The organism is Gardnerella rara (assembly GCF_055452355.1).
Genome location: NZ_JBVBJP010000006.1, coordinates 53,464 through 79,949 on the forward strand (window position 1 = coordinate 53,464; position 26,486 = coordinate 79,949).

A 26,486-nucleotide genomic window follows, 5' to 3' on the forward strand; every position below is an offset into this window, starting at 1 on the left:
TAGCTCAAAAGGTAAAATGAAACCTGATTATTAGTATGTGCACGAGGAGGTGCTTAAGGAATGGATAATAAGAAGTTTATCGCAGAGACGAAAGATGTTCGTTTAACGGTGAAACGTGCTGATACCTTTGGTGTGAGCTTTGTTAACTGTGAACAAGATATATTGAGGGTTGAGGAAGCGCAAAATGTTATAAGGCTTATTCAAACTAAAAAAGTCTCAGCTTCGAATTGGGTGAGGTGGCTTACTCAGGGTATGCCTGAAATTGTTGTGAGTTTGCCACATGATGTGGAAGTTTGTGAGGTTGAATCTGATTCTAATCAAGTGCTCATCACGGATATTGAGATTGGTAAGCTTTATGTAGAAGTGAACAATGGCAAGGTAGAAGTTGTTAATTTGAAGGCGGATGATGTCTTTCTTAAATGTTATAATGGGTTGGTTTCAGCAACAAACGTAGAAGTAACTCATGTTTGTACGCTTGATACGTTAAATGGCATGAGTATTTTAGAAGGAACAATCACCAAGGATGCAAGCCTTGAAGTAGATTGTGAGAATGGTGTCACCGAGGTTTCAGATAAGAAGAAGGTAAATTGTAAAAACGATGGATTTGCGCATTACATGGTGCACTGTCTTAATGGGAAAGCTATTGCGAAGTAGCAGACATATAGATCAAAAAAGAAGCAATAAAACTTGATATAAGTTGGAATTAGAGCGTATATAGACATACCGATAAAGGAGGAAGCCGTATATGCTCTATGTAAAATTTGATGATTTCGAAGATGTTAGCGTCATGGGAAATGAGAAAGATCATGGAATGTTTATTCCGATTAAGGATGGGAATGTGTATGCTGAGTGCGAACGGTGCGGTGTAGTTGAAAGGATCACCTCACCATGCGAATTCATTGCTAGCACATTTAGGTCAAGAGTGAACTTCAATGAAGGTTATGAACTTTGCGAGAAGTGCTTGCAAGAGGTTGAGTTTGTTACTGTCGCTTTGAGAACTGGAAAATTACCTAATCGAGAATTGAAATGACTGAAAAGCAAAGCAGTGATAACCGTAGTAATACATGAAAAACTAAACGTTAAAAGGTGCACACACTTTGCACCCGGGCGGTAAATGATAATTTAGGGAGGCGTTTTATGTCAGTAATTAAAATTGAAAACCTCACTTTCTCATATTATGGATATGTAAAACCCATATTTAAAAATGTATCGTTTTCCTTTGATACAAACTGGAAAACGGGATTGATAGGAAGAAATGGAATCGGTAAATCAACTCTATTTAAGTTACTTTTAAATCAAGAAACTTATCAAGGTAAAATAAGCAAGGATGTTGAATTTATTAAATTTCCACCAAATATAAGCGATACTTCAAAATTAGGAATTGAGTTATATAAAGAACTAATATCAGATGATGAAGAATGGAAGTTATTTAGAGAACTCAGTTTGCTAAATGTAGATGAGAACCTTGTTTACAGAGAGTTTGAAACGCTTTCTAAAGGGGAACAAACAAAAATCCTTTTAGCTATTTTGTTTACAAGAGAAGATGGCTTTTTACTTATTGATGAACCAACAAACCATTTAGATATGGACGGAAGAAAAATTGTAAGTGAATATCTGAAAAGTAAAAAAGGATTTTTGCTTATATCTCATGATAGAGATTTTTTAGATGGTTGTATCAATCATGTTATTTCTATTAACAGGAATTCTATTGATGTCCAATCGGGAAATTTTACATCATGGTATGAAAACAAAGTGATGAAAGACCAATTTGAAATTAGTCAAAATGAGAGATTAAGAAAAGATATTAAACGATTAAAAGAGTCTGCAAGACAAAGTCAAATTTGGTCTGATAAAATTGAAAATACTAAAAATGGTGTAAAAGTATCAGGTGTAAAACCAGACAAAGGACATATAGGTCATCAATCAGCCAAGATGATGAAAAAATCTAAGAATTTGGAGAATAGACAAAACAAGGCAATAGAAGAAAAACAGAGTTTACTAAAAGATATCGAAACAAAGGAAAGTCTATTATTGCATCCATTACATCATCATAAAAATCCTCTAATATCGGTTAGCAATTTATCATCATGCTATGGAGAGAGACAGATCCTAAATAATGTAAGTTTCGAGATAAAGCAAGGCGACATAGTGGCTATATATGGGGGTAATGGTAGCGGAAAATCAACCTTGATTAAAATTTTATTAGGTATAAATCACGAGTATACAGGTGAGATAAAATTAGCAGGTAATTTAAAAATCTCGTATATTCCTCAAGACACATCTAATTTAACAGGTAGCCTAAATGAATATATTCACAAGCAAGATGTTGATGAAACATTGTGTAAAACAATTCTAAGAAAATTAGATTTTTCAAGAGAATTATTTGAAATGGATATGAAGAATTATAGTGATGGACAAAAAAAGAAAGTTTTAATTGCTGTAAGTTTCTCAAAGCCAGCTCATATATTTGTTTGGGACGAACCACTGAATTATATAGATGTAATATCAAGAATACAGATTGAGGAAATTATAAAAGAAGCAAAGCCTACACTCATATTTGTGGAACACGATAAGCGATTTGTAGAAGATATCGCTAATAAAATAATACAATTTTAAGTAAAATCCAAATCCCAGTTTGTAGTGCCTTAGACTTTTATCATCATACGACATTCCCCTTGCCAGTTTCTCTCCTGCAATGAACGTTAAGGCTCTTTTATTGATGCATGGTTATCATAAGGGTAGTCTTGATACACGTGAGACTGTCGTATTGATGTCAAGTGTCGAGAGGAAATAGTCGCGAAAGTCCAGTAATACTGCGGTTTTCAGGCAATCGGGCAAATTCAGCATCAGGCAGGACGAACGCTTCTCGGTAACTTATCCAAGGGCAGATCAGGTCAAAAAGTGTGAGAGTTGAGTTGCCTTAATAGATGTCACTATGTTGAGTTGCCGAGTTAGATGTTGGGGTAGTTGTGGCTGTGAGATAGATATCTAATTCGGATAATAGTTTTCGGCAGGAAAGATCATGATGAAACTATAGTATATTCAAATAGGAAGGCCTATGCGATAAATTCAGATATTTTAGGAGAAAAGGAATATATGGATATTTGGGATACAATGTATGAAAAGGCGAAGCCACAATTTCATCCGGAGGAAGTTTCTCCATTCATTTACGCACATCATGTTGTATGTGCAATAGAAGCTGAAAACGGAGAAATTTTCACGGGTTTCTGCATTGAGAGCTGCAGTGGGGTTCTTAATTTGTGCGCAGAACGCGTGGCTGCTCTTAATATGTATGTGAATAGCAGACAGACGAAGGTGAAGCGCTTTATCGCATTCCGCGACAAGGCACCTTATGGCGCGGGAAGCGGTATGCCTTGTGGAGCGTGTAGAGAGTTCTTTTATCAATTGAATGAAGAAAATGAAAAAATGGAGATTATGGAGGACTTTGAACAGCGGAAGACTGTCACGTTGAAGGAGCTCATGCCAAATTGGTGGGGCAAAGATAGATATGCTGAAGCGAAAGCAAAATGACCCTCCCGCTTGTATAGATAGATCAAGTCTCCCACACTGTCATCACTGGTTTCAAGCCTTCGCCATGATTTTATGTATCGAGCAAGGAGAATGGCGAGAGTGAATACTGAGTGCCGTCTGTGTGTTGACATGACGGATGAGGAGATGCTCAGAAGCTGTGGGCTTATACTTGAGGATCCGGAAACGGGCAAAGAAGGTATCACACTTGCGGCAGTCTTGCTCTTTGGTACGGATAACCGTATCATGTCCGTGTTGCCTCAGCATAAGGCAGACGCTATTTTCAGAGTGTTCAATGTTGATCATTATGATGTTCTGCATATTTGGGGCGCTAACTTCTTGTATTCAAGGAGAAGTTAGAATAGATATATCTGGCTTGGCTATCGGTTTCCTATTTAGTCCCTATGAGCTTCCGATGATAGGAGTGACTGTGATATCGTTTATTGAATTGATAAATTATAAGATTAAGGCAGTGTAGACAAATTTGAATTTCTGGAGGAGAAAATGGTGGATGAATTAAGAAAAGAAATTGCAATTCAGCAGAAAAAAGGATTGCCATTTATCATGGCATCGGTGATTATATGGATTCTGATAGTACTTGTGTCAATTTTAGATATCAATATGGATATGAAAAATTTATTGGTATTTTGCTGTTCATGCCCATTATTACCGCTGGCTTGGCTCATTGGTAAACTTATAAAGGTGGATATCTTTTCAAAACAAAATCCACTTGGACAATTAGGCTTCATTTTCACCTTAAATCAAATGATTTATTTATTAATCGTTATGTGGGTGTTTAGTGCGGTTCCGGAAAAGATGATTATGGTATACGCTATGGTGTTTGGAGCACATTTATTTCCCTATTCATGGTTGTATCAATCAAAGGGATATACAGTTGCTGCAATTTCCATTCCGATGATTTCCTTGATTTTAGGATGTGCATTAAACGGCACAACGGTTGCTGTTGCGGCATGTGTTATTGAGATAGTATTTGCTTGTGTATTACATATGGAATTAAAGAAAATGGGAGATAACTACAACAAATCCCAGTTTGTAGAGCTTAGCAAGGATCAAGTTTCTATGAAATAGAAATCTAAATCTAAATACGTTATGTGTAAATAATTAAGGCGGTAGTAATACCGTCTTTTTTGATGTCTAAAAAGGTTTCAGAATTCAAGGCTAAAGTTTCAGAGTTCAAAGAAATAGCTTCATAGTTTAAGGGTAAGTTTTCGTTGTATACAACACGTGATGAAACTAGACCACTCAATTTCATGTGGGGATGTTATAAAATCCAGACTATTGAATTTTCTTTAGTCTATTCTTATGTTCAAAAATCAACCTATAGAATAGATGGAGTTATCGCCGGCATCATAGTACTTGACCGTGCTATAAAAAGCGGTAATACAAAGGCAATGCGAAGGTAACACGAACACGAAAAACATGTATGGCAGCTGAGGGATCTTATTCATATAAATTGTGTTGCAATATGCGATACAGTATTTTATGATGTGTGTATGGAGGTTGGTTTATATGGCAGTTACTAAGACAGCGAATGTGAATGTGAGAATACAAGAAAATATTAAGCAGCAGGCGGAGCAGATTTTGGAAACGATTGGAGTTCCTAGGGCTACGGCTATTGACATGTTTTATCGTCAAATCATTCTTAATAAGGGTATTCCGTTTTCGCTTACTATTCCAAAGTCGCTTCCAGCACAAGATGATATGGATGAGAAAACGTTTAACGCGTTGATGGCTAAAGGTTATGATCAGGCGGTTCGTGGTGATAGTTATCCGATAGATGATGTTTTTGAAGATCTTGAACGAGGTCTTTAATGGATGAGTATAAGATAAAAGTCACTCGTCAGGCGAAAGAGCATCTTGCACTTATTCGAGAATATATCGCCACGGAGTTACAAGCACCGATAGTGGCTAAAAGAATGCTCGAGCTGTTGAAGTCGGAAATGATGTCTTTGCAGACGATGCCTTATCGTGTGAAGTTAATTAGTGAGCAGCCGTGGTGTGAACTTGGTTTTAGAAGAATACGCGTAAAAAATTATTACGTTTATTTTTGTGTTGATGATAGTAGAAAAGAAGTTCAAATACTCGCGGTTATCTACGTGAGAAGAGACCAGACTAAACAACTGGAAGAATTGTAATGTAACGCGCTATCAAGCCAATCTTAAACTTTTTAACGATAGCTTTTCCTATCGTTAAAAAGTGCACCCAATATCCATAGTGTGCACTCAAAAAAGTGTAGCTATACTACCCGTTCTCTCAATCCACGTCGAGACTGTCGTATTGATGTCAAGGGCTGATTAGGTTGATTTATAAATGCGGCATGATACAATCGTATTAACAGAACCTCTCCACGCTTAATGTAGTTCTTCTACATGCGGACCACGGAGAGGGCTTTTTGTATGAAAGAGTATACGTATGACATTGAAGCCAGCTTTAACGTATGATCAACAAATTGCAAGACTTGTAAATGACCATCATTTAAAAATTTCTAACATTGAATTTGCAAAAGGAATTTTGACGAAAGTCAACTATTACAGACTTTCTGGTTATGGTGTAGGGTTGAAGAATGCTAATAACAAGGAGTATTATCAAGACACTGTTAGCATAGAACAGCTGTTTAATCTTTATTGCTTTGATAGTCAATTTAAAAATAATCTAATGCGAACTATAGAGCAAATTGAGATAGAACTTAGAACTCAGATTGCCTATTACTTATCTATCAAATACGGTCCTGAAGTATTGATGAGTGAGACTAATTTTGTTTGCAAGACAAATAAACAAGGACAATCTATTTACTCTATTCTTATAAAAAGCTTGAATAAAGAAATTGAACGACAAAAAAATAAACCTTTTGTTAAGCATCACATAGAAAAATATAATAGTCAATTTCCTATATGGGTTTCTGTGGAATTAATGTCTTTTGGGAGTTTATCTTCATTGTTTAGCATTTTAAAAACTGAAGATCAAAAAAATATATCTCGCTATTACAATACTGATCCTAAATATTTAAAAAACTGGATTTTATGTTTAGTAGAAGTAAGAAATATTTGTGCACACTATACCAGACTTTATAATATGCCTTTAAAAGAAAATCCGCGCCTTTATAAAGAGAATCTTCAATATAAAGGGAAACAAAATAAAATATTTCCTGTACTTTTAATTACTAAAAGAATGCTAAAAGCAAATGAACAGTGGTGTTCTCTTTTGAAAGACTTGAAAAATACGTTTGCTAAATATGAAAGTTCGTTTAGATTTGATTTTATGGGATTTCCTAAAAATTGGGAGGAAATCCTTTAAGTGCTGGTTTAAATTGCTATAGATTTAAATTTAGCGAAGAGTGTTATTGTGCTCTAGTTGCTTGTGTTTTTGGGGAACAAATCGGTGGAATAATCGTAAAAAAGTTCCTTACATTATTTGATTTCTCATGGTCAGGGCTTGTTGGTTATTCCAGAAACTAAGGTTCCTGAGTTTAAGAAGTTGCTTGTTGAATATTATGAGGGTGAAGATTTGCAGGTAATTGCTTCGTTTATGAGGGAATATTGTTGGAAGCATTAAATGTGCATGATTATGTTGGTTCTTCTGTTTCGTGAATCTTGCTGTTTATGAAAAGTATAGTTTGCTAGTAAATGAAGAAATTAGTGTCGATAGTCTAGACAAATTAATAAAAAAAATAGGATATTTATTAAGATTATTACAGTAATCAGAGCGAATAGGAGATCTTGTTTACTTAATAATCTGTTTTATAATCATTTGATACAAAGTGGTGTTAACGAAAAGGAGGCTAGTAGTGTTATGAGAAGTAAAACTATTTTTTGTAAAACCATTTTTCAAAGTTGTCTTGTTATGCTTCTGCTGCTAGGTTCTCTCTTTTCTCTTACGGGATGTGCTGACGATGATGAGAAGGCGGCGCTTGCGTCGTATCATTGGGAAACAGTAGCGGTGTCTCAAGAAGAGTTTCGTATACCAGAAAACTATATGAATAAGGATGAATTGTATCTCTTTGTGTCACGAGACATTCTTGATTCTCACTATGATTTGTCTAAAGTCACTCTTGGAGATAAGCCAATCAAATTAGTTGACTCAGCATAAGACAGACGCTATTTTCAGAGTGTTTAATGTTGATCGTTATGATGACAGGGATGTGGTGATCACAAACCTGATTGAAAGTTATGATCGTCTGATGGAATTTGGAAAGAAGCATCTGAATGATGTTTTTACATTGGATGGTGTCCAGCGGATAAGCGCAAGAGATAAAATCCTGCGTGAGATTATTTCCAACCTGCTCATGCATCGTGATTTTTCCAGTGGATATGTACCGAAGCTTGTCATTGAACGGGATAAGATTACAACAGAGAATGCGAACCTTGCGCATGGGCACGGAAACTTGAATCTGAACACATTCAAGCCATTCGCAAAGAATCCGCCGATAGCAAAAGTGTTCCGTGAGATTGGTCTTGCTGACGAGCTTGGAAGTGGTATGCGCAACAGCTATAAATACACGAAGATGTATTCTGGTGGAGAGCCTGTCTTTACAGAGGCAGATGTTTTTATGACAGTGATTCCTCTTTCTGAGGCTGCAACGGCTACAGTCGGGCCGACCGAAGAACTTGATCCAAGGGAACAAGATAGGGAACAAGATAGAGAGCAAGTTGCGATACAAGCTCTCCTTCAATTTTGTATCGTTCCTCGTAGTCGGAAAGAAATGCAAGAATTTATGGGTCTGACCGGTAGAAGAAACTTTTCTGAAAAATATATCAAGCCTTTGCTTAGTGCAGGAAAAATAGAAATGACGATACAAGATAAGCCAAACAGCAGGAACCAGAAATATAAAAAAGTAAACATTGAAGATTAAAAAGCGACCATTGGAGACAGAAACCATATATCGAATAGAGGAAAACGGACATTCAATGTATAGTTTTGGTTTCACGAATAGGTATGTCGAGACGATGGCATTTCGGACTTATTTCCTCAGAGCGAAGTCTTGAGGCAGTTGGTAAATCTGTGCGTTTGCATATTATTAGGCAGGAACATGGTCTTTGAACTGTTTTCGAGAACGTATGAGGGCAAAAATCGGTGTGTTTCCGGGCAAAAACACGCTTTGATAAATTCCCGCGAACGATCGCGAAAATCTGACATCAATCTGGAGCAATCGAGCCATACAAAATCAGTGGCGCTCCTTTACAAATCCTGCTGAATCGAAATAGCGTTTTGATGACACCTACTTGCGTGCAGTCTAGTTGCATATTGTAAGTAATACCCACTAATTTCGGAGTGGGGAAATCCTCCCCAAAAATGTTATACTTTTTGTAGTATAAGTAGGGTGAAAGAAAGTAAATATGAGGGAGGTGAAAAAATGAATAAGGCTAAGATGGTATTGCAGAATACAGGTATTAGAAAAGATAATCATCAGTTTGATGATATTGTTAAGATTGTCGAAAGTGCAAAGGATCGCGCTTATAGAAAAGTTAATGAAGAATTAATCTTGATGTATCAGGAAGTGGGAAGGTATATAAGCGAGAAAAGTAAAGAAGCAGCTTATGGGTCAAATTTTGTGGAAAATGTTGCTGATTTTTTCTCTGAAAATTATCCTGATTTAAAAGGATTTACTCGTAGAGGACTTTATAGAATGAAGCAATTCTATGAGATATATAAGGATGATGAAAAAGTGTCAACGTTGTTGACACAATTGAGCTGGTCTAATCATTTGAAAATAATATCTGGTTCTAAGAGTAAAGAAGAAAGAGAATTTTACATTAACTTAGCTATTAACGAGAATCTAACTCACCGAGAGTTGGTAAGGCAGATGGACAGTGGCTATTATGAGCGTTATATGCTTTCAAATAGTAATAATTTGCCTGCTATACAAAGGGTAAAACAAGAGACGCATAATTTGTTTATGGACAGTTATGTTTTAGAATTTATCGATGCTCCCGAGCTTGGGAATGAAAGAGAATTTCAGAAGTCAATTCTAGAGAATTTGAAGAACTTTATTTTAGAGATTGGGAAAGATTTTTCTTTTATAGGTAATGAGTATAGGGTACAGGTTGGCAATCATGATTACTATATAGATTTGTTATTCTATCATAGGGGATTATCCTGTTTAGTTGCATTTGAATTAAAAATTGGAGAGTTTAAACCGGAATATATCGGAAAAATGAACCTCTATTTAGAAGCACTGGATAGAGAAGTAAAGAAACAAACTGAAAATCCAAGCGTAGGAGTAATCCTTTGTGCTTCAAAAGATGATGAGGTAGTAGAATTTGCATTAAGTAGAAGTCTTTCGCCTACAATGGTATCTGAGTATACATTAAAACTGATAGATAAGAATTTGTTGCAACGAAAATTAAAGGAATATATAGATATTGCGGGAGAAACAAACGAATAAAATTTAATAATTATAATGCGTAAAAGGTGATTAGAGTAAAATCTAACCGCCTTTTTGTATTCTAAAACTGTTTGTTGTCTGCTAGTGGATTTGAAGCATTTAAGATTTGTTAATAAATGGCAAACCTTTTAACGATAGCTTGCTTCGATCGTTAAAAAGTGCACACACTTTGCACCCACCCTGTGAAGTGGTAAAATATAGCTCAAAAGGTAAAGTGAAACCTGATTATTAGTATGTGCACGAGGAGGTATTTAAGGAAATGGACAAGCTCGTTCGTTTTTGCCGTGAAGTAGCGACATTCGGCTTGACGGTTGCCTTAATCGCGATGCTGGTTGCCTTAATATGGGGTGGCACACTTGCTATTAGAATTGGTTTTACCTCTTTTGTTATTGGTGTCACAGTGATCTCGCTTAAGACTGTCCTTCGAAAGACTGATTGAATTTTGTTTGGTTCAAGTCAATAGTTGAATATCTCACGTTGGGTGACTATTACTGATCTCTGTCAGTAATAGTCACTTCTTTTTATGAATCTCTTAAAGTCAGGCTCAATGTCCGTCCTGTTTAGCCGGTGATTAGTTAGGGTAATCGTTAAAAGATTAGCAACTGTATCAATGAAAATGCACGGAAATTGCAGAACCAGGATGAGTATGAGAAAAAATATACGAGTCTAGTGAACAGGTTCAATACTGTAGAATCAAGGCTTAAGGGAGTAAAAGCTCGCATTGTTGAAAAGCAAATGAGGCATGATGGAGTTGAATATTTTATCGAGGACTTGAAAAAACAGGACTTGTTAACAGTGTTCGATGAAAACGTCTGTCTTAGCATGGTTGACCATCTAACTGTGCATCACGATGGAAAGGTTGATCTTACTTTCCTTGATGGGAGCAAAACGGAACTAAAGTGTTAAGCTTACAGGAAAAGTGTAAGGTAAAATAAAAGTATATCAGCAAGTCGCTGACGTGCTTTTTTGCTGTTAAAAGAGTTACGGGTTGAGTATCAATGGAGAGAAGAGGGTGCGTCTGTCTAAAAAATTTAACATTTTGAAAGGAGAAATAATGGAAACAATAGTATCCGCTTTATTAGTTTTTGTTTCTACATCCATTGACTACTTAGTTGTTTTGACTATTTTATTCGCTAGTCAAGGAAAGAAAGGTTTGAAATCAATTTATGTAGGGCAGTATTTAGGTACAGGACTGCTTGTACTGGCTAGTCTTATTGCCGCTTACTTTTTAAATTTTATTCCACAAGATTGGATTATCGGACTCCTTGGTCTAATTCCGCTAGGTCTTGGTATAAGAGCAATTTTTGTGGATGAAGATATTGATGAAGAAGATATCGAGGGGAAAATTACCGGAAATGGATCAAAAATCTTAGCATTTACAAGTTTAACAGTGGCAATGGGTGGAGATAATTTAGGAATTTATATCCCTTATTTTACAGGAAAGAGTTTGATTGAGATTGGTATAAGTTTAGTAATATTTGCCTTAGGGATTTTGATTCTATGCAAATTATCTCAAAATCTCGCCTCAATTTCTGCTATCGGAGAGACTGTGGAAAAGTACGAAAAAGTAATTGTACCTGTCGTGTTTATTGGACTAGGTCTCTATATATTGATTGAAAATGGAACTATTAATTATTTCATAGGTCAAGTCCTAAAAGTGGTGTAAATTCATTTCCTTCCCTTTATCTGCTATTTTTATGTTCAAACTCAAACGAGAAAAATAAGTGGTGCTTCCCACCGTCACGGCGCTTGATCGTACTATCTGATGCAGGAGGCTGATTAGGTGGGTGCGTTTTTGCCCTTGTGTAGCAGGGGTTTGCGAGGGCTATCGTTAAAAGGTTTAATGCGAAGCAGCTTTAAGCTGTGTTCTTGCGGTTTTTGAGCGCAGTTTGGCTATTTTGCTGGCGAGTGATTATTAATTTATTTGTTTATGTTTTGGGGAACAAATCGGTGTAAAAATCATAAAAAAGTTCCCTACATTATTTGATTATTGGGGAACAAAATGGTATTTTATTTAAGTAAATGTTCCCCAATTTATGTGAAAAAGGAGTGTGAAGATGGCTGCAAAATATGATGATGTGCAAGAATTGCTTAGAAAAAAGGCTGATATTAATGCTCGCTTGAGTTTGCTTGCGTATGATGGTACTCCTGAAATCAAAAATCGTGGAGATGGTAAATATTTATACACCAGAAAGCGTGTTTCGGGAAAGTTGACGTCTACGTATGTTGGTGTGTATTCGGACGATTTGTATAATCTTCTTCTTCGCAATGCAAGTGAATCTAGGCAATTGCGTAAGGAACTTCGCGCTGTAGTAAGGCAGCTCGCGAATGCCGGATATTCTAATAGTGAGTTATCTGCTGATTTGGTGAACAATATTGCTTTTGCAAGGGCTAACTTAAAGGCGAATATTTACGATCAGGCGGTTTTGGAAGGTGTTGCTACTACTTTTCCTCAAACTGAAGAGATTATAGATAATGGGAAAGTGTTTGGTGTTTCTGCGAGTGATGTTCAAAAAATCTTGAATTTGAAGCATGCTTGGGAGTTCATTTTAGACGAGGATGTTGTATTAAGCAGGTCTGATTATTACATGCTCAGTCATATAGCGAAGCTTGTTAATGAGGGCTTTTTCTTAGACGGCGGTCGTATAAGGGGTGTTCCTGTTGCGATTGGTGGATCTACTTATATTCCGCCTATTCCTAATGAAATAGATGTTAAAGAAAAAATAAGGAATATTGTTGAAAGTGAGGAAGATAGTGAGAATGTTGAAGGTAAAGTTGGAAGGAAAGAGCCTATTGATATTGCGATTGAATTATGCGTTTATTGTATGAAGTCGCAGATATTTTTAGATGGGAATAAGAGGGCTTCTGTGATTTTTGCGAATCATTATTTGATTTCTCATGGTATGGGCTTGTTGGTTATTCCAGAAAATAGGGTTCCTGAGTTTAAGAAGTTGCTTTTTGAGTATTATGAGGGTGAAGATTTGCAGGTGATTGCTTCGTTTATGAGGGAATATTGTTGGAAGCATTAAACCGCGCGATTATGTTGGTTCTTCTGTTTCTTCGAATCTTGCTGTTTATGAAAAGTATAGTTTGCTAGTAGATGAAGAAATTAGTGTTGATAGTCTAGACAAATTAATAAAAAAAATAGGATATTTATTAAGATTATTACAGTAATCAGAGTGAATTGTAGATCTTGTTTACTTAATAGTCTGTTTTATGATTATTTGATACAGAGTCGTGTTAGCGAAAAGGAGGCTAGTAGTGTTATGAGAAGTAAAACTATTTTTTGTAAAACCATTTTTCAAAGTTGTCTTGTTATGCTTTTGCTGCTAGGCTCTCTCTTTTCTCTTGCTGGATGTTCCGACGATGATGAGAAGGCGGCGCTTGCGTCGTATCATTGGGAAACAGTAGCGGTGTCTCAAGAAGAGTTTCGTATACCAGAAAACTATATGAATAAGGATGAATTGTATCTCTTTGTGTCACGAGACATTCTTGATTCTCACTATGATTTGTCTAAAGTCACTCTTGGAGATAAGCCAATCAAATTAGTTGACTCATCGTTCAATTTACCTGGTCCAGGACTTAAAGCTTTATTTTTAGTTGGAAAATTTGATTTAAAAGACAAGCCAAGCTCTGATGTTCTTAAAGTATCAGGACTTAATAAAACAGGTAATGTTGCTATAGGTTATAAGAAGAAATAGTAATATTTTTCACTCAAGAATCAAGCTATTAAGCCAATCTCAAACTTTTTAACGATAGCTTTTTCTATCGTTAAAAGATGCACCCACTATCCCATAGTGTGCACTCAAAAAAGTGTAGCTATACTACCCGTTCTCTCAATCCATACAGAATCAGTGGCGCTCCTTTGCAAATCGCACTTAAATAATATATCGTTTTGATGACACCTGCTTGCGTACAGTATAGGTCCTGAATTTAAAAAGTTGCTTGTTGAATATTATGAGGGTGAAGATTTGCAGGTGATTGCTTCGTTTATGATGGATATTGTTGGAAGCATTAAACGAGCACTGATTGGCTATTTTGTTTGCTGCGTGCATTTTCTGCATAAGAAGATAAGTTAACCAATTTGAGCGTAATTTTAAAGTTGAACTTGAAATTTACGCCCATTATTAGAACACTGCGGCTTCAATCTCAAAGGTGAATTTTTAATTTGTTTCGTTTATAATAGAAACAACTATAAAAAACAATAAATTTATCGACTATAATCGAAATTGTAAGCAAAGCTGTAATTGAAAGGTGTGAGGATATGTCATATATATTACGTAAAAAATATCTTAATAAAATCAAACCTTTTATTAACAAGCCTATTGTGAAGGTGATTACAGGTATGAGACGAGTGGGAAAGTCCACTTTGTTAAAAATGATTCAATCTGAATTACTTACGGACGTTCCTCAAAGTCGTATTATTTATATCAATTTAGAATCAGCTCAATACTTATCTGTGAAAAATGATTTTGATCTGCAGAAATTAATTACAGAACGTAGTCAACAAATAGAAGGTAAAATATATTTTTTCTTTGATGAAATTCAATTAGTTTCTCACTGGGAACGTGTTATAAATGCGCTTAGAGTTGATTATGATTGCGATATTTATTTGACTGGTTCTAACTCAAAATTATTGTCCGGAGAGCTTGCCACCTTGCTTGCAGGGCGTTACGTAAGTTTTGAGGTGCTTCCTTTTACTTTTAGCGAATTCGTGAATTTGTATCAAAGTTTGAATTTAAGCATACAGGAATTATTTCAGCTATATATCAAAATTGGTGGTATGCCTCCTCTTCATTATTTTAATGGGGAAGAGGAGCCGAGTTTTAGATATTTAAACGACATTTATAATACCGTTGTTGTTAAGGATATACTTGAATACAATTCGATCCGAGATGTTGACGTATTTAATCGCATTTTACTTTTTTGTTTAGATAATATTGGACAAAGTTTTTCAGCTAACAGTTTACGAAAATATTTTGTTAGCGAAAATCGTAAAGTTTCAGTCGATACCATTTTGAATTACTTGAATTTTTGCCAAGCGGCGTATCTTCTAAAAAAAGTTCCACGCTATGACAGTGTTGGGAAAAAGTTACTGACGGTTGAGGAAAAATATTATGTAACAGATCATGGTTTTAGGCAAGCAGTAGGTTTCTCAAATGTTGTATCAATTGAACGTATTCTAGAAAATATTGTCTATATTGAGCTTTTGTCTCGTGGTTTTCAGGTTCAAGTTGGTCGTATTAATAATCAAGAAATCGATTTCATTGCTACTAGACAAGGTGAAACTGAGTATTATCAAGTCTCTTATTTGATGGCTAGCGAAGAGACTCGTAGCCGGGAATTTGGTGTTTATCGATTGGTTAAGGATAATTATCCTAAATATGTTTTGTCGATGGATACAATGAATTTTTCGCAAGAAGGGATTATACACAAATATTTACCAGATTTTCTACTGGAAGAGAATGCGTAATCTGCTTGATTTTGCTCTTATGTAGATTATGTTTCGCGATGGCTATTATTAAAAGGTTTAATTTGAAAGTGTAAGCGTGATATTTCATTGTTTTCCGATGATTGGCGAACTTTCATTCCGACGATTGGCGAAATTCTGTTCCGATGTTTGGCGTCATCAGTGAAGATGATTGGAAAGCGCGGTGCAAAAATGAAAGAAAACGAATTGGCGGTCGGTTGCGCTCATTTGTCGGCAGAAATTGCGCTTTCAACGGCAATTGCCAACCGCACTTGCTACTACGCAACTGCTGTTTTAGCTATAATTTCACCATGATCATGATGAATTCTAGTTTGAAATGGAGATGTTTTTATGATTTTAGCAGATAAAATATTGGAACTGCGTAAACAAAACGGTTGGTCGCAGGAAGAATTGGCGGACAAATTGGGCGTCAGTCGCCAAGCTGTTTCCAAATGGGAAGGCGCACAAAGTATCCCAGATATGGAACGGATAATTGCATTGAGCCGTTTGTTTGGTGTTAGTACAGATCTTCTAGTAAAAGATGAAATTGATGTTATGGGGAAGAACGTCAACGCAGATGAAAATGCCTGCCAGGAAGAAGCCGGCGTTCGCATTCGGGTAATTGAGCTGGAAGAAGCCTCCGCTTATATTGCTCACAGAATATCATTTGCCGCCTATGTTGCTCTAGGCGTTCTTCTTTGTGTTCTGGCGGCAATCCCGTTGGTTGGCAGTGATCTTTTGCTTTCTCACACAGTAAATGCGCAAGTCGGTAAAACTATGGGCTTAGCATTCAGTGTTGCGATTATTACCGTTGCTGTAGCTATTTTTATTATTCAGAGTTTCCATGGAAAGCGTTATCAATATTTGGAAAAAGAGGACTTTGAAACAGCTTACGGCGTTGACAGTGTGCTCAAAGAACGCTTGGAACGTTTCATGCCGTCGTATGTGCTGCGGACGGTCAGCGGTGTTGTTTTATGTATGGTTGCCTTTATTTTTCTTATAATTTCGGATATAGCACCGGAATTTTATCAACTTTCATCCGGCTTTTTTGTAGTTATCGCTATTGCCCTGGTGGCAGCAGCTGTTTATTTATTCGTACAGGCGAATATCGTCCGCTCGTCCTATTACCGTTTGCTGCAACCGAAGAAAAAAACTGTCTATCCTGCAAAGACTAGGTTATTCCTCCAAGCTTACTGGCTTATAGTTGTCTGCATTTATTTAGCCTACAGTTTCATCACGTCCGATTGGGGAAAAAGTTGGATTGTTTGGCCGTTGGCCGCATTGACTTACGGAGTAATAGAAGTAGTGCTCAAAGCGTGGATGCTCGGAAAGAAATAAGTGACTTTCAGCGTCGATTTTGTGGCGAATAACAGGTGTTATCCAGACGAAATATGGTATGCTTGCGCTTATATTACCCCCCCCCAGGAGTGAAAGTATGATTAAAAATGTCGCACATATAGGCTTTACCGTCGGGGTGTGGACATTTTTTAGACAGCCCACCCAACCTCCTTCTGTTCTCGATAAGACTTATTCCTCCAAGTTATCAAGTTGCTTATTTGCTGGCTGGTGAAGAGACTTGCAGCAGGGAATTTGGTGTTTATCGATTGGTTAAGGATAATTATCCTAAATATGTTTTATCGATGGATACAATGAATTTTTCGCAAGAAGGGATTATACACAAATATTTACCAGATTTTCTAAAGGAGTAAACTATGGAACATAATTGCGGATTTATTAACGATAAAAAAGCATTTAGATATAGAGCAGCAGCCATCATAGTCGAAGAAGGTTGTGTGCTATTTGCAAGAAATGATGAGGACGACTATTACTACTCAGTTGGCGGAGCGGTTCGCATGGGCGAGACATCAGAAGAAGCCGTTAAGAGAGAAGTATTTGAAGAGACAGGTCTTAATTATGAAGTAGATCACCTTGCCGTCATACACGAGAACTTATTCATCGGCAGCTCTGGCTTAAAAGGAGTAGACTTCCATGAGCTGACGTTCTACTACATGATGAAGCCCATGGGCAAAAGAGGTTTTACGAGCCATAGTACTACAGAGTCAGGTGCTAAAGAGACAATGCATTGGTTACCTATAGATGAGCTTGATAAGTTCAAGGCTTACCCAACATTTATGAAAGAATATCTTAAATCGGAGCATAGTGGAATAGAGCATATAATTTCAGATGAAAGATATTAATGAATCCCGCTATTATGGCAAGAGATCGTTGCATGGAAAATTTGATTTAAAAGACAAGTCAAGCTCTAATGTTCTTAAAGTACCAGGTATTGATAAAGCAGGTAATGTTGCTGTAGGTTATAAGAAGAAATAGTAATATTTTGCACTCAAAATCAAGCTATTAAGCTAAATGGTATACCTTTTGCGATATTTTTCTATCGTTAAAATGTGCACCCACTTTGCACCCAGCTAGAAGTTAGGAAATAGGAGTTTAGAAACTTTCCTGTACCGTATGAGGGAGAAAAGAAGATTGATGAAAAAACACAACTCATCGACCAATCAGAAAAATATTTGAAGTACAAGAAAACCTACAAAGCCCATACCAAACTAAAGAACAGTAAACAGGAAGATTTTTACAACGAACATACAGCAGAAATCATTTTATTTGAAAGTGCTAAGAAATATCTCAAAGAACATTTAGGAGAAAGTAAGACCTTAGCCATCAGTAAATGGGAAACGGTAATTTTTGCTCCAATACTTGGAATTATAGCTGGAACTTTAGGTCTCTATTCAAGTATTTATTTAGGTCTATCTTCCGGAGGAATGATAACTGTATTTTCTGCAATTGTTTATATAGTTTGCATAATTATTTATCACGCAAAAAACATGATAATAAAATTTATACAAGCAAAAAGAGATGTTACTCAAATGGCATAATTGTAAAAAGTTACTTTATAACATTCTCCTATATCGTGGGGCTTAAATCTAAGCCCCACTTTTTATATTCAAAACTATTTTTTTCAAATAAATAAAAGTCAAAGACTTTACATATTTAACGCTTATTCTTAGCTAAAATACCTGTTTTTAATATCATTTGTAAGCATACACTGAACAGAAAAATACAAAACAATATATTGCATATAAAAGGTGAAATACTGCGCGCAATTATTGCGCCTAAGTTTACAGTAAATGTCGCAAAAATACCGATAATAATTCCTTCAGTAAAATGAGTATAATGGTAACGAGCATTAGCAATACTACCACTTATAACTGTAGGAAGCGTGACAAGCAAAGCAGTTCCTCTTGCCATAAGGTCTCCCATGCCGAGCAAAAGTTGCACGCATGGCACTATAATTCCTCCGCCACCAACGCCTAAAATACCTGAAAAAATACCAGAAACAACGCCTATAAATATAAGACATATAGCTTTTAAAAAACTAACATTAAAATCTACATTTCTTAACGGAATCCAAACTTGACTAGAACATATAACTAGTAATACAAAAAGTGTAAAACACCAAGGAAATATTTTTTTAGGCAAAATATGTGAAAAATATACCCCAATTTGTGATCCGAAAACTGAACCTATTATTAGAAAAAATGCTGATAAAAATGACACTTTGCCGTTTAAACCGTAAACAATGCTTCCACAAAGCGACGTTATAATTATGGCAACAAGAGAAGTAGCAGTAGCATGACGCTGATCAAATTTCATAAAAACAGTTAATGCAGGAACTATCACCATTCCTCCACCTACACCGAACAATCCTGATAAGAAACCTGCTAATAGTCCAATGAAAACGATTAAAACAATATTATGGAAATTATATTTGGTTTTAAAAATATTTCTCAACATATATCTTTTCTTCACAAAATACCTCCTCGTACTTTATTCACTACTTTTACTATGTTATATGAAAAATAGAATATTTCTATACTAGTTCAATTGTAATTTATGTATTTATTTATCTAATTAACGTAAAATATTCTTTGTTAATAAACACAGCAATTCGATGGGTTCATATATGGTAAAAAAATTGCATCAACTATACTAATACTTTGTCTTAGGGGGGGGGCTCTCTAGGCTATTTTTATGCTCAAGAATCAAGCTATCAAGCCAATCTTAAACCTTTTTGCGATATTTCCTATCGTTAAAAAGTGCACCCAATATACATAGTGTGCACTCAAAAAAGTGTAGCTATACTAGGAGTTCTCTCAATCTCACGTCGAGAGTGTTGTTTTGATGTCAAGAATTAAGAACTAAACAATAGATAAAAGGCTTGAGGAATGGGTTTCGATGATTGCTATGGTTTATACAGATAATCGGAATCCATTTTTTAAACCGCTTGACAACATTTCTTATCAAGGTTGTCTAAGTTTTCATAGTAAGAAGGAGCTAATAGTATTTTGATGCTGTGAACTCCTTCTTATTTTGAATTGCTCTACAGCGGAGTATTAAAATCAGCAACTAAGCTTAAAAGAGCAAATAAAGCAAATAATAATGATAATGCAATTATGAGTAGCGTGAAAATAATTTTCATAACAACTAATCTGTAAACTATTTTTATTTCGGTAATTGTATCAAATTTTGCGTTTTATATAGTAGATAATCAGAAATGGTATAACGAATGCTATAACAACGTAAGACATGAATATAAAGAAGAATTCTCGCGCAGAAGCATCTGATAAAATCAAAACGGCTGGTGGCAAAAGTATTGCAAAAATAATAGATGGTAGGAACAAAGATTTAGATATTTTTAATGTCGTCTTGTTAATAAAAATATGTAGTGGATATAGATATAGTCCAAGGTCTAAACCTAACCAGATAAAAAACGCTCTATCGTCTATGCACTCAAACGGATGGCCGCTAGGAGATAGGCTGTCGTTTTTAGGTATGCTATCGGCAATCAGTGATAAGACAACTGGAATAATGATAATACAAGCAATATAAGTGTAAAAATATACTATTTGTTTTTTTTTGTCATTTTTGTTATTTTTGTCATGGGAAACGATTCCTTTGCAAAGTTTAATCACTATTCAATTATAACTTTCCGTAGTTGGTTTAGGTATTTTTTGTGGGATGGGAATTAGGTGTATTGGTAAACCTGAAGGAGTGTGAAAATGGCTGCAAAATATTTAGTGTGTGCAGCAATTCTTTTGTTGCGTGTATTTTCATGTTTTATGCTGAGCGCTACTTAATGCATAATTCGTATAATAATGTGATAAAAACACTAAAATACGTATAATTATGTGATTAAATACACCAAAACATATATAATAATGTGATACACGATAAAAGATAACGCAAAATATAACAAAATAATCGCAGAATTGTTGCAATACAACAACGTAGCAATGCAATACGCTTAGAAACAGCAACGCGCTAATACGACTGCAATATTTAATAGCGTAACGTCAAGTGAAAGGTGAGTAATCATGAAAAGGCTGATTATGAGCAAACTTTTAGCATGGAAGAGCTCGCCGTATCGTAAACCGTTGATATTAAAAGGTGTGCGTCAAGTTGGTAAAACTTGGATACTAAAAGAATTTGGTAAGCTCTACTACAAAAATATTGCTTATTTTAACTTCGACGAAAACAAAGAATATAAGCAATTCTTTGAAACCACTAAAAATGTGGAACGAATTTTACAAAACCTAATGCTTGCAAGTGGCCAAAAAATTGAACCAGAAAACACGCTTATTATATTTGACGAGGTTCAGGACTGCCCAGAAGTAATAAACTCGATGAAATATTTTTGTGAAAACGCTCCGCAGTATCATGTTGCTTGTGCTGGATCATTGCTTGGAATAACGCTTGCCAAACCATCTTCATTCCCAGTTGGAAAAGTTAATTTTATGCAAATAAACCCAATGAATTTCACAGAGTTTTTACTTGCTAATGGAGATGAAAATCTAGCGAAGTTTATTGAACAAATTGATAAAATAGAGCCGATTCCAGACGCATTTTTTAATCCGCTATACGAGAAATTAAAAATGTATTATGTTACAGGTGGTATGCCTGAGTCAGTTTTAATGTGGGCTAAAGCACGAGATGTAAACGCAATGCAAGATACATTGTTTGAGATTATAACAGCTTATGAACGAGATTTTGCAAAGCATCCTAATGTTAGTGAATTTCCAAAAATATCAATGATTTGGAATTCTATTCCATCTCAACTTGCGCGCGAAAACAAAAAATTCTTGTATAAAGTTGTTAAAAATGGTGCGCGAGCAAGAGAGTATGAAGACGCTTTGCAATGGCTTGTGTCGGCACAATTGGTGTATAAAATTTATAGAAATACTGCGCCGAATTTACCTATTGCTGCTTATGATGATGTATCTGCTTTTAAGATTTATTTAGCAGATGTTGGTTTGTTAAGGCGATTAGCACAACTTGCTCCTACTGCATTTGCGGAAGGCAATAGGCTGTTTACTGAGTTTAAGGGTGCTTTAACAGAAAATTATGTTTTGCAGGCGTTACTTACTCAATTTGAAGTTATGCCTAGATACTGGTCTCAAACGAATCCGCCGTATGAAGTGGATTTTCTTATTCAACGAGAAAATGATATTTTCCCTGTTGAGGTTAAATCTGAAGCAAATATTAATAGTAGAAGTTTGAAAAAGTTTAAAGAACTATTCCATAATCAAACGAAATTACGTATACGATTCTCGCTGAATAATCTAAAACTAGACGATGATATGTTGAATATTCCGTTATTTATGGCTGATTACACGGATAAGCTTATAGAACTTGCGCTGAAAGAAAACAATTGAGAAAGAAAGATAATTTAAAAGGGAACGATTAGAAGATATAGAAGTAGATTATCGGATGATTTTTAGCTATAGTTATTTTGTAGGTTACATATCTGCATTCTTCGTCCATAATTTACATCCCGTCAGTTTTATTAGACTCAAAGATGATTTGTACTACGAGACGAATGAATATTGGGCAGATGATAGTGAATAACAGAGTGAAGATTGAACATGATAATCGCAGCTGCAATTAGGTAAAGATTAAGTTGTAGAGGAGGCATAAATGAAGCATATCAAGCATTATACGTTTTTGACTATTGTAGTTTGCATTATGTCACTTATTTCAGGTTGTACGAATAAGAATAGTTTTAGTGATAATAATAGAGAGCAAAAAACAGAAAATCAAAAGTCTGCAAGGAATGAAAGGCACTCAGAAAATAATGAAGATGTTGACTGGAAAGAGGTAAGTAAAAGTGGTGTTGATGAAACTTTGCTTATAAAAAACATAGATAAAAAGGTTCTCACGTATGTGGCTAAACAATTACAAAATCTATGCGATGAGATTGGTGAAAAGGGGCGCAAAGATAAATTCTATTGGCTGACAGGACAATGGTATAACGATGTAATGTATTCTAAACAATATATTAGTGTCATATTATTAGGTAAAAAAGCAATGAAACCATTGTTCCTAATAATATATAAAAGCAAACAGGCTGGAATGTATGAATGGGTTTGCAGTAAAGCTTTAGATGAAATATCTGGTTTTGATTTCTCGGGATTAAACAATGGCGTAGGCTGGAGCAATTCTAAAGAATTTTTAAAGGCATTTACCGATAAAATTATTGAACAAAAAAATTAGCAACTTTCTGTTTCTAATTGTCTTGGATGTTTACGTTCCTACAATATTCCCAATATTAACTTCCATTCTGCAATGAGCATTAAGGCTATTTTGCTGTCGAGTGGTTGTGTGCTCTAGTTGCTTATGTTTTGGGGAACAAATCGGTGGAATAATCGTAAAAAAGTTCCTTACATTATTTGATTTCTCATGGTATGGGCTTGTTGGTTATTCCGGAAAATAGGGTTACTGAGTTTAAGAAGTTGCTTGTTGAATATTATGAGGGTGAAGATTTGCAGGTGATTGCTTCGTTTATGAGGGAATATTGTTGGAGGCATTAAACCGCGTGATTATGTTGGTTCTTCTGTTTCGTGAATCTTGCTGTTTATGAAAAGTATAGTTTGCTAGTAAATGAAGAAATTAGTGTTGATAGTCTAGACAAATTAATAAAAAAAATAGGATATTTATTAAGATTATTACAGTAATCAGAGCGAATAGGAGATCTTGTTTACTTAATAATCTGTTTTATAATCATTTGATACAAAGTGGTGTTAACGAAAAGGAGGCTAGTAGTGTTATGAGAAGTAAAACTATTTTTGGTAAAAACATTTTTCAAAGTTGTCTTGTTATGCTTTTGCTGCTAGGATCACTCTTCTCTCTTGCTGGATGTGCCGACGATGATGAGAAGGCAGAGTTTGCGTCGTATCATTGGGAAACAGTAGAGGTATCTCAGAAAGAATATCGCCTACCAGACGATTACATGAATAAAGGTGAACTGTATCTCTTTGCGTCACGAGACATTCTTGATTCTCACTATGATTTGTCTAAAGTCACTCTTGGAGATAAGCCCATCAAACTAGTTGACTCACAGTTTAATTTGCCTAGTTCAGGGTATAAAGCTCTATTTTTAGTGGGAAAATTTGATTTAAAAGACAAGCCAAGCTCTAATGTTCTTAAAGTACCAGGGATTAATAAAACAGGTAATGTTGCTATAGGTTATAAGAAGAAATAGTAATATTTTGCACTCAAAATCAAGCTATTAAGCTAAATGGTATACCTTTTGCGATATTTTTCTATCGTTAAAAGGTGCACACACTATCCATAGTGTGCACTCAAAAAGTGTAAATATACTACCAGTACTTTTCTATCCCAAATCGCGCATTAATTGTTTGGGTCGTTAACAATGTTTTCTATATTTCTGCCTGAGTAGAATATGCGAATAACTGTTACAGTCATTTGGTTTTCGTCTACTTTGTAGAAAACAGTGTAGTTGTCGACTGGAACTCTGCGTATTCCCACAGAATGCCAGGGTCCCCACTCTACAAGCGGATATCGCATAGGCATAGTGTTAAGAGAACGTATAGCATGCTTAATGCGGTTGACTTGTTTTTCCGCCGTTTTTGGAACTTGTAAATTAAAGCGAATGTATTCGTATAGCCCAGTGAGATCAAGGAACGCTTGCGGAGAATAAATGACGCTATAGGTTGTGCTCATACGCCGTATTCCTTAGCAAAGAATTGGTCTACTTCATCTGCACTATATTGTTTGCCAGATTTTAGAGAGTCTAAGCCTTTTTGTAATTCTGCATCCAGTTCGGCTCTTGTTAAGCTACCTAAAGCAGTAGGCGTATTAACTGGCAAGCGGAGTTCAAATGGCATACCTTTTTGTAAAACGATTTGGCTGTAAAGCATTTGGATTGCTGAAGATGGTGTTATTCCAAGCTGGTTCAATATGCTTTCAGCGTTTTCTTTAAGATTTGTATCGATTCTTGCATATACAGCGTTCGTGTTTGTCATTGTGTTCGCGTCCTTTCTGGCCTTATTTTACAAAATAGTTGCAAGCATATGCAAGCAAATGAAAGCAAAAGTTTAACTACTATTCAGATCATAGCTTTCCGTTGTTGTATCTTCGTATTCAAAATCAAGCTATTAAGCCAATCTTAAACCTTTTGCGATATCTCGCTTCTAACGTTAAAAGGTGCACTCATTTATTTGATTTATTATGCTGTTACAGTTGGTAACTATAGTGTTTCATCTTGTTTCTTTTTCCGTTGCAAATTATTTGTTAGTTTGTAATTAGGCGGTATATAAATCAAATGTTTCAATACTAATTTGGTTTCCGTCAAGTAATTTCATGATGTGTAATAAGTGATTTGAAGGGAGTTGTGTTATGAGTAGTGTTATACCTTTGGGAGAAAAAATTAGAAAGGCTCGTCTGGAAGCTGGGTTGACGCAGGAGGAGCTTTCGGAATTATTGATGGTATCTCGTGCTGCTGTAGCAAAATGGGAAACAAATCGGGGTTTGCCGGATATCGAGAATCTGAAATTTATTGCATCTGCTCTAAGCGTGAGTGTTGATTATCTTTTGGATGAGAACAATAGCGTTGATTTTTCTATTACTAAGAAGCCTATTAATCTCAATAAATATGGTTTCGACGGTAGGTTGAGCAGTTTTAAGAAGTCGAAAATTAAAGAGCAGATTGTATTAGATGAATATCCTGACTCAAAAATCAATATGCTAACTGTTGTTAAGACTTATAACAGTTCATCTGAGAAAATGGTGGATAATTTTGTTGGATGGTTTTCTACTCTCCTTGGAGGATTGCCATTGTTTGGCATACATGATTTCAGTAAGGCTGTTGCCACTCTTTGGGCTGATCAGTATTATTTGGTGGATAAAAAAGATAAGCAGTATTTCGTGCTTATAACTGATGAGTATATTATTAGCAGAATTATGGGAGTGGCGTTTAATAGTAAAAAGTTCCGTATTGGAGATAAGGAATTTATGAAAGTTGGTAAGCTTCGTAATAAGTAGTAAATGGGTGGGTGGGTCTGGCTTTAATATTTTTTCTCATAATATTTGTTGATAAAAAACATGATTAATGGAGAAAAGGCGACTGAAATAGCTAAAAGAGCAGCTGGTAAATATGCTTTTGTTATAAATGCAATTATGGCAATTATTCCCATTAGGTGCATCAGTATGAATGCCATTGTTGCATTTACTTTATCTTTGATTTTCTCGTTTCTTTCATCGTTCACATTTATTTTGTAGTTGTGGTCTTTTTCGATCATCTTATAGTGCATGATTTTTACGTGTGAAAGTGAGATAATCGCAACAAAAACAACCGACAATGCAATTTCTGCGGATTCGTTCAGTTTAAGAGCCAGTGCAAGAATCAATCCGCAAATACCTATTACATAACCTATGTACCAAAAATTCTGGGTTTTTTTGTTTTTCATTTTTTATCTTCCTCGTAGATAAATATTTCTTCGATTGTTAAATTAAAGTACTTAGCAATTTTGTATGCCAATATGATTGACGGGTTGTATCTTCCATTTTCCAGAGAACCGACTGTTTGTCTTGATACTTCGAGTGCATCAGCAAGTTCTTCTTGGGTTATGCCTTTTTCTTTTCTAATTTGTTCAAGTCTATTTTTCACATTACATTCTCCTTTCTAATGGAAAGTTAGCTTTACATATAGGATAATCTTTTCGAGAGTAAATGTCAAGGTAGCTTTCCGTTGGATTTAATATCGATAAT

At 35.5% G+C, this 26,486-nt stretch carries 33 protein-coding genes and 1 pseudogene; 29 read left to right on the top strand and 5 right to left on the bottom strand.

Annotation, left to right across the window (positions count from 1 at the left end):
- Positions 1 to 60: 60 nt before the first annotated feature.
- The 23 genes and pseudogenes from ACZ0NX_RS05985 to ACZ0NX_RS06095 all read left to right on the top strand — a co-directional run bounded on the left by ACZ0NX_RS05985 (position 61) and on the right by ACZ0NX_RS06095 (position 18,295).
- The gene (locus ACZ0NX_RS05985; protein WP_464406112.1) at positions 61 to 654 is read left to right on the top strand and encodes a DUF4097 family beta strand repeat-containing protein; all 594 of its coding nucleotides are present in this window, start codon (positions 61 to 63) and stop codon (positions 652 to 654) included.
- Between the two features lie 91 nt (positions 655 to 745).
- Positions 746 to 1,030 (top strand): hypothetical protein, encoded by a 285-nt coding sequence (locus tag ACZ0NX_RS05990; protein ID WP_004114737.1) that lies wholly within the window; start codon positions 746 to 748, stop codon positions 1,028 to 1,030.
- 107 nt (positions 1,031 to 1,137) lie between these two features.
- Positions 1,138 to 2,616 (top strand): Lsa family ABC-F type ribosomal protection protein, encoded by a 1,479-nt coding sequence (locus tag ACZ0NX_RS05995; RefSeq protein ID WP_004113321.1) that lies wholly within the window; start codon positions 1,138 to 1,140, stop codon positions 2,614 to 2,616.
- A gap of 480 nt (positions 2,617 to 3,096) precedes the next feature.
- Entirely contained in the window at positions 3,097 to 3,531 is a 435-nt protein-coding gene (locus tag ACZ0NX_RS06000) for a cytidine deaminase family protein (RefSeq protein ID WP_464406114.1), read from the top strand.
- 307 nt (positions 3,532 to 3,838) lie between these two features.
- Positions 3,839 to 4,006, top strand: a complete 168-nt coding sequence (locus ACZ0NX_RS06005) for a CD1845 family protein (RefSeq protein ID WP_415688509.1) — start codon at positions 3,839 to 3,841, stop codon at positions 4,004 to 4,006.
- 26 nt (positions 4,007 to 4,032) lie between these two features.
- A complete protein-coding gene (locus tag ACZ0NX_RS06010; protein ID WP_415688505.1) occupies positions 4,033 to 4,617 on the top strand; it encodes a DUF7010 family protein in 585 nt (194 codons plus the stop codon).
- Positions 4,618 to 5,058: 441 nt separating this feature from the next.
- Positions 5,059 to 5,361, top strand: coding sequence for a type II toxin-antitoxin system RelB/DinJ family antitoxin (locus tag ACZ0NX_RS06015; RefSeq protein WP_004133089.1), 303 nt, complete (start codon positions 5,059 to 5,061; stop codon positions 5,359 to 5,361).
- On the top strand, positions 5,361 to 5,684 hold the full coding sequence (locus tag ACZ0NX_RS06020; RefSeq protein ID WP_004133090.1) for a type II toxin-antitoxin system RelE/ParE family toxin: 324 nt from the start codon (positions 5,361 to 5,363) through the stop codon (positions 5,682 to 5,684). Before ACZ0NX_RS06015 ends, ACZ0NX_RS06020 begins: the two co-directional genes overlap by 1 nt.
- A gap of 277 nt (positions 5,685 to 5,961) precedes the next feature.
- Positions 5,962 to 6,843 (top strand): Abi family protein, encoded by an 882-nt coding sequence (locus ACZ0NX_RS06025; RefSeq protein ID WP_464406116.1) that lies wholly within the window; start codon positions 5,962 to 5,964, stop codon positions 6,841 to 6,843.
- A gap of 117 nt (positions 6,844 to 6,960) precedes the next feature.
- Positions 6,961 to 7,101, top strand: a complete 141-nt coding sequence (locus ACZ0NX_RS06030) for a hypothetical protein (protein WP_415689804.1) — start codon at positions 6,961 to 6,963, stop codon at positions 7,099 to 7,101.
- Between the two features lie 237 nt (positions 7,102 to 7,338).
- Positions 7,339 to 7,629: pseudogene (locus ACZ0NX_RS06035) on the top strand (hypothetical protein); the annotation flags it as partial.
- 466 nt (positions 7,630 to 8,095) lie between these two features.
- Positions 8,096 to 8,398, top strand: a complete 303-nt coding sequence (locus tag ACZ0NX_RS06040) for a Fic family protein (protein WP_464406147.1) — start codon at positions 8,096 to 8,098, stop codon at positions 8,396 to 8,398.
- 501 nt (positions 8,399 to 8,899) lie between these two features.
- Positions 8,900 to 9,931: a PDDEXK nuclease domain-containing protein gene (locus tag ACZ0NX_RS06045; protein ID WP_464406118.1), complete on the top strand. Its 1,032-nt coding sequence runs from the start codon at positions 8,900 to 8,902 to the stop codon at positions 9,929 to 9,931.
- Positions 9,932 to 10,190: 259 nt separating this feature from the next.
- Positions 10,191 to 10,370, top strand: a complete 180-nt coding sequence (locus tag ACZ0NX_RS06050) for a hypothetical protein (protein WP_004114740.1) — start codon at positions 10,191 to 10,193, stop codon at positions 10,368 to 10,370.
- A 188-nt stretch (positions 10,371 to 10,558) separates the two neighbouring features.
- Positions 10,559 to 10,837 carry a hypothetical protein gene (locus ACZ0NX_RS06055; RefSeq protein ID WP_415689813.1) on the top strand — a complete coding sequence of 93 codons (279 nt, stop codon included), beginning with the start codon at positions 10,559 to 10,561 and terminating at the stop codon, positions 10,835 to 10,837.
- Positions 10,838 to 10,985: 148 nt separating this feature from the next.
- Complete coding sequence (locus ACZ0NX_RS06060; protein WP_004573936.1) at positions 10,986 to 11,597, top strand: CadD family cadmium resistance transporter; 612 nt, start codon at positions 10,986 to 10,988, stop codon at positions 11,595 to 11,597.
- Between the two features lie 391 nt (positions 11,598 to 11,988).
- Positions 11,989 to 12,960, top strand: a complete 972-nt coding sequence (locus tag ACZ0NX_RS06065) for a DUF6788 family protein (protein WP_464406121.1) — start codon at positions 11,989 to 11,991, stop codon at positions 12,958 to 12,960.
- Between the two features lie 237 nt (positions 12,961 to 13,197).
- Entirely contained in the window at positions 13,198 to 13,632 is a 435-nt protein-coding gene (locus tag ACZ0NX_RS06070; protein ID WP_464406122.1) for a hypothetical protein, read from the top strand.
- A gap of 563 nt (positions 13,633 to 14,195) precedes the next feature.
- Positions 14,196 to 15,404, top strand: coding sequence for an ATP-binding protein (locus ACZ0NX_RS06075; protein ID WP_415689819.1), 1,209 nt, complete (start codon positions 14,196 to 14,198; stop codon positions 15,402 to 15,404).
- A 348-nt stretch (positions 15,405 to 15,752) separates the two neighbouring features.
- Positions 15,753 to 16,739, top strand: a complete 987-nt coding sequence (locus ACZ0NX_RS06080) for a helix-turn-helix domain-containing protein (protein ID WP_464406125.1) — start codon at positions 15,753 to 15,755, stop codon at positions 16,737 to 16,739.
- A gap of 374 nt (positions 16,740 to 17,113) precedes the next feature.
- On the top strand, positions 17,114 to 17,599 hold the full coding sequence (locus tag ACZ0NX_RS06085; protein WP_415689821.1) for an NUDIX hydrolase: 486 nt from the start codon (positions 17,114 to 17,116) through the stop codon (positions 17,597 to 17,599).
- Positions 17,586 to 17,732 (top strand): hypothetical protein, encoded by a 147-nt coding sequence (locus ACZ0NX_RS06090; protein WP_415689825.1) that lies wholly within the window; start codon positions 17,586 to 17,588, stop codon positions 17,730 to 17,732. The genes ACZ0NX_RS06085 and ACZ0NX_RS06090 overlap by 14 nt, the downstream gene beginning before the upstream one ends.
- A 197-nt stretch (positions 17,733 to 17,929) precedes the next feature.
- On the top strand, positions 17,930 to 18,295 hold the full coding sequence (locus ACZ0NX_RS06095) for a metal ABC transporter permease (RefSeq protein ID WP_060786520.1): 366 nt from the start codon (positions 17,930 to 17,932) through the stop codon (positions 18,293 to 18,295).
- Positions 18,296 to 18,410: 115 nt separating this feature from the next.
- Here ACZ0NX_RS06095 and ACZ0NX_RS06100 read toward each other — a convergent pair whose 3' ends face one another.
- Positions 18,411 to 19,214, bottom strand: a complete 804-nt coding sequence (locus tag ACZ0NX_RS06100) for a sulfite exporter TauE/SafE family protein (RefSeq protein WP_102704478.1) — start codon at positions 19,212 to 19,214, stop codon at positions 18,411 to 18,413.
- A gap of 792 nt (positions 19,215 to 20,006) precedes the next feature.
- Here ACZ0NX_RS06100 and ACZ0NX_RS06105 point away from each other — a divergent pair.
- The 5 genes from ACZ0NX_RS06105 (at position 20,007) to ACZ0NX_RS06125 (ending at position 23,958) form a co-directional block, all read left to right on the top strand.
- Positions 20,007 to 20,309 (top strand): hypothetical protein, encoded by a 303-nt coding sequence (locus ACZ0NX_RS06105; RefSeq protein ID WP_415688693.1) that lies wholly within the window; start codon positions 20,007 to 20,009, stop codon positions 20,307 to 20,309.
- 485 nt (positions 20,310 to 20,794) lie between these two features.
- The gene (locus ACZ0NX_RS06110; protein WP_060786517.1) at positions 20,795 to 22,132 is read left to right on the top strand and encodes an ATP-binding protein; all 1,338 of its coding nucleotides are present in this window, start codon (positions 20,795 to 20,797) and stop codon (positions 22,130 to 22,132) included.
- 262 nt (positions 22,133 to 22,394) lie between these two features.
- Positions 22,395 to 22,970, top strand: coding sequence for a hypothetical protein (locus tag ACZ0NX_RS06115; protein WP_060786516.1), 576 nt, complete (start codon positions 22,395 to 22,397; stop codon positions 22,968 to 22,970).
- Positions 22,971 to 23,146: 176 nt separating this feature from the next.
- On the top strand, positions 23,147 to 23,287 hold the full coding sequence (locus ACZ0NX_RS06120; RefSeq protein WP_464406128.1) for a hypothetical protein: 141 nt from the start codon (positions 23,147 to 23,149) through the stop codon (positions 23,285 to 23,287).
- Between the two features lie 236 nt (positions 23,288 to 23,523).
- Positions 23,524 to 23,958, top strand: a complete 435-nt coding sequence (locus ACZ0NX_RS06125; protein WP_464406130.1) for a hypothetical protein — start codon at positions 23,524 to 23,526, stop codon at positions 23,956 to 23,958.
- A 149-nt stretch (positions 23,959 to 24,107) separates the two neighbouring features.
- On the opposite strand, the gene ACZ0NX_RS06130 is transcribed toward ACZ0NX_RS06125, so the two are convergent.
- Complete coding sequence (locus ACZ0NX_RS06130) at positions 24,108 to 24,440, bottom strand: type II toxin-antitoxin system RelE/ParE family toxin (RefSeq protein WP_060786515.1); 333 nt, start codon at positions 24,438 to 24,440, stop codon at positions 24,108 to 24,110.
- Positions 24,437 to 24,742: a type II toxin-antitoxin system RelB/DinJ family antitoxin gene (locus tag ACZ0NX_RS06135; protein WP_060786514.1), complete on the bottom strand. Its 306-nt coding sequence runs from the start codon at positions 24,740 to 24,742 to the stop codon at positions 24,437 to 24,439. Before ACZ0NX_RS06135 ends, ACZ0NX_RS06130 begins: the two co-directional genes overlap by 4 nt.
- 373 nt (positions 24,743 to 25,115) lie before the next feature.
- Between ACZ0NX_RS06135 and ACZ0NX_RS06140 the strand changes: the two genes are divergently transcribed.
- Positions 25,116 to 25,760: a helix-turn-helix domain-containing protein gene (locus tag ACZ0NX_RS06140; protein WP_415695417.1), complete on the top strand. Its 645-nt coding sequence runs from the start codon at positions 25,116 to 25,118 to the stop codon at positions 25,758 to 25,760.
- 23 nt (positions 25,761 to 25,783) lie between these two features.
- Here ACZ0NX_RS06140 and ACZ0NX_RS06145 read toward each other — a convergent pair whose 3' ends face one another.
- Both ACZ0NX_RS06145 and ACZ0NX_RS06150 read right to left on the bottom strand, forming a co-directional pair.
- On the bottom strand, positions 25,784 to 26,185 hold the full coding sequence (locus ACZ0NX_RS06145) for a DUF2178 domain-containing protein (protein ID WP_060786513.1): 402 nt from the start codon (positions 26,183 to 26,185) through the stop codon (positions 25,784 to 25,786).
- Positions 26,182 to 26,385 (bottom strand): helix-turn-helix transcriptional regulator, encoded by a 204-nt coding sequence (locus ACZ0NX_RS06150; protein ID WP_004113289.1) that lies wholly within the window; start codon positions 26,383 to 26,385, stop codon positions 26,182 to 26,184. The genes ACZ0NX_RS06145 and ACZ0NX_RS06150 overlap by 4 nt, the downstream gene beginning before the upstream one ends.
- Positions 26,386 to 26,486: the final 101 nt, after the last annotated feature.

Coding starts and splice junctions, on each gene's coding strand:
- ACZ0NX_RS05985 (WP_464406112.1), top strand. CDS start 61: ATGGATAATAAGAAGTTTATCGCAGAGACGAAAGATGTTCGTTTAACG.
- ACZ0NX_RS05990 (WP_004114737.1), top strand. CDS start 746: ATGCTCTATGTAAAATTTGATGATTTCGAAGATGTTAGCGTCATGGGA.
- ACZ0NX_RS05995 (WP_004113321.1), top strand. CDS start 1,138: ATGTCAGTAATTAAAATTGAAAACCTCACTTTCTCATATTATGGATAT.
- ACZ0NX_RS06000 (WP_464406114.1), top strand. CDS start 3,097: ATGGATATTTGGGATACAATGTATGAAAAGGCGAAGCCACAATTTCAT.
- ACZ0NX_RS06005 (WP_415688509.1), top strand. CDS start 3,839: ATGTTCTGCATATTTGGGGCGCTAACTTCTTGTATTCAAGGAGAAGTT.
- ACZ0NX_RS06010 (WP_415688505.1), top strand. CDS start 4,033: ATGGTGGATGAATTAAGAAAAGAAATTGCAATTCAGCAGAAAAAAGGA.
- ACZ0NX_RS06015 (WP_004133089.1), top strand. CDS start 5,059: ATGGCAGTTACTAAGACAGCGAATGTGAATGTGAGAATACAAGAAAAT.
- ACZ0NX_RS06020 (WP_004133090.1), top strand. CDS start 5,361: ATGGATGAGTATAAGATAAAAGTCACTCGTCAGGCGAAAGAGCATCTT.
- ACZ0NX_RS06025 (WP_464406116.1), top strand. CDS start 5,962: ATGACATTGAAGCCAGCTTTAACGTATGATCAACAAATTGCAAGACTT.
- ACZ0NX_RS06040 (WP_464406147.1), top strand. CDS start 8,096: ATGACAGTGATTCCTCTTTCTGAGGCTGCAACGGCTACAGTCGGGCCG.
- ACZ0NX_RS06045 (WP_464406118.1), top strand. CDS start 8,900: ATGAATAAGGCTAAGATGGTATTGCAGAATACAGGTATTAGAAAAGAT.
- ACZ0NX_RS06050 (WP_004114740.1), top strand. CDS start 10,191: ATGGACAAGCTCGTTCGTTTTTGCCGTGAAGTAGCGACATTCGGCTTG.
- ACZ0NX_RS06060 (WP_004573936.1), top strand. CDS start 10,986: ATGGAAACAATAGTATCCGCTTTATTAGTTTTTGTTTCTACATCCATT.
- ACZ0NX_RS06065 (WP_464406121.1), top strand. CDS start 11,989: ATGGCTGCAAAATATGATGATGTGCAAGAATTGCTTAGAAAAAAGGCT.
- ACZ0NX_RS06070 (WP_464406122.1), top strand. CDS start 13,198: ATGAGAAGTAAAACTATTTTTTGTAAAACCATTTTTCAAAGTTGTCTT.
- ACZ0NX_RS06075 (WP_415689819.1), top strand. CDS start 14,196: ATGTCATATATATTACGTAAAAAATATCTTAATAAAATCAAACCTTTT.
- ACZ0NX_RS06080 (WP_464406125.1), top strand. CDS start 15,753: ATGATTTTAGCAGATAAAATATTGGAACTGCGTAAACAAAACGGTTGG.
- ACZ0NX_RS06085 (WP_415689821.1), top strand. CDS start 17,114: ATGGAACATAATTGCGGATTTATTAACGATAAAAAAGCATTTAGATAT.
- ACZ0NX_RS06090 (WP_415689825.1), top strand. CDS start 17,586: ATGAAAGATATTAATGAATCCCGCTATTATGGCAAGAGATCGTTGCAT.
- ACZ0NX_RS06100 (WP_102704478.1), bottom strand. CDS start 19,214: ATGTTGAGAAATATTTTTAAAACCAAATATAATTTCCATAATATTGTT.
- ACZ0NX_RS06105 (WP_415688693.1), top strand. CDS start 20,007: ATGAATATAAAGAAGAATTCTCGCGCAGAAGCATCTGATAAAATCAAA.
- ACZ0NX_RS06110 (WP_060786517.1), top strand. CDS start 20,795: ATGAAAAGGCTGATTATGAGCAAACTTTTAGCATGGAAGAGCTCGCCG.
- ACZ0NX_RS06115 (WP_060786516.1), top strand. CDS start 22,395: ATGAAGCATATCAAGCATTATACGTTTTTGACTATTGTAGTTTGCATT.
- ACZ0NX_RS06125 (WP_464406130.1), top strand. CDS start 23,524: ATGAGAAGTAAAACTATTTTTGGTAAAAACATTTTTCAAAGTTGTCTT.
- ACZ0NX_RS06130 (WP_060786515.1), bottom strand. CDS start 24,440: ATGAGCACAACCTATAGCGTCATTTATTCTCCGCAAGCGTTCCTTGAT.
- ACZ0NX_RS06135 (WP_060786514.1), bottom strand. CDS start 24,742: ATGACAAACACGAACGCTGTATATGCAAGAATCGATACAAATCTTAAA.
- ACZ0NX_RS06140 (WP_415695417.1), top strand. CDS start 25,116: ATGAGTAGTGTTATACCTTTGGGAGAAAAAATTAGAAAGGCTCGTCTG.
- ACZ0NX_RS06145 (WP_060786513.1), bottom strand. CDS start 26,185: ATGAAAAACAAAAAAACCCAGAATTTTTGGTACATAGGTTATGTAATA.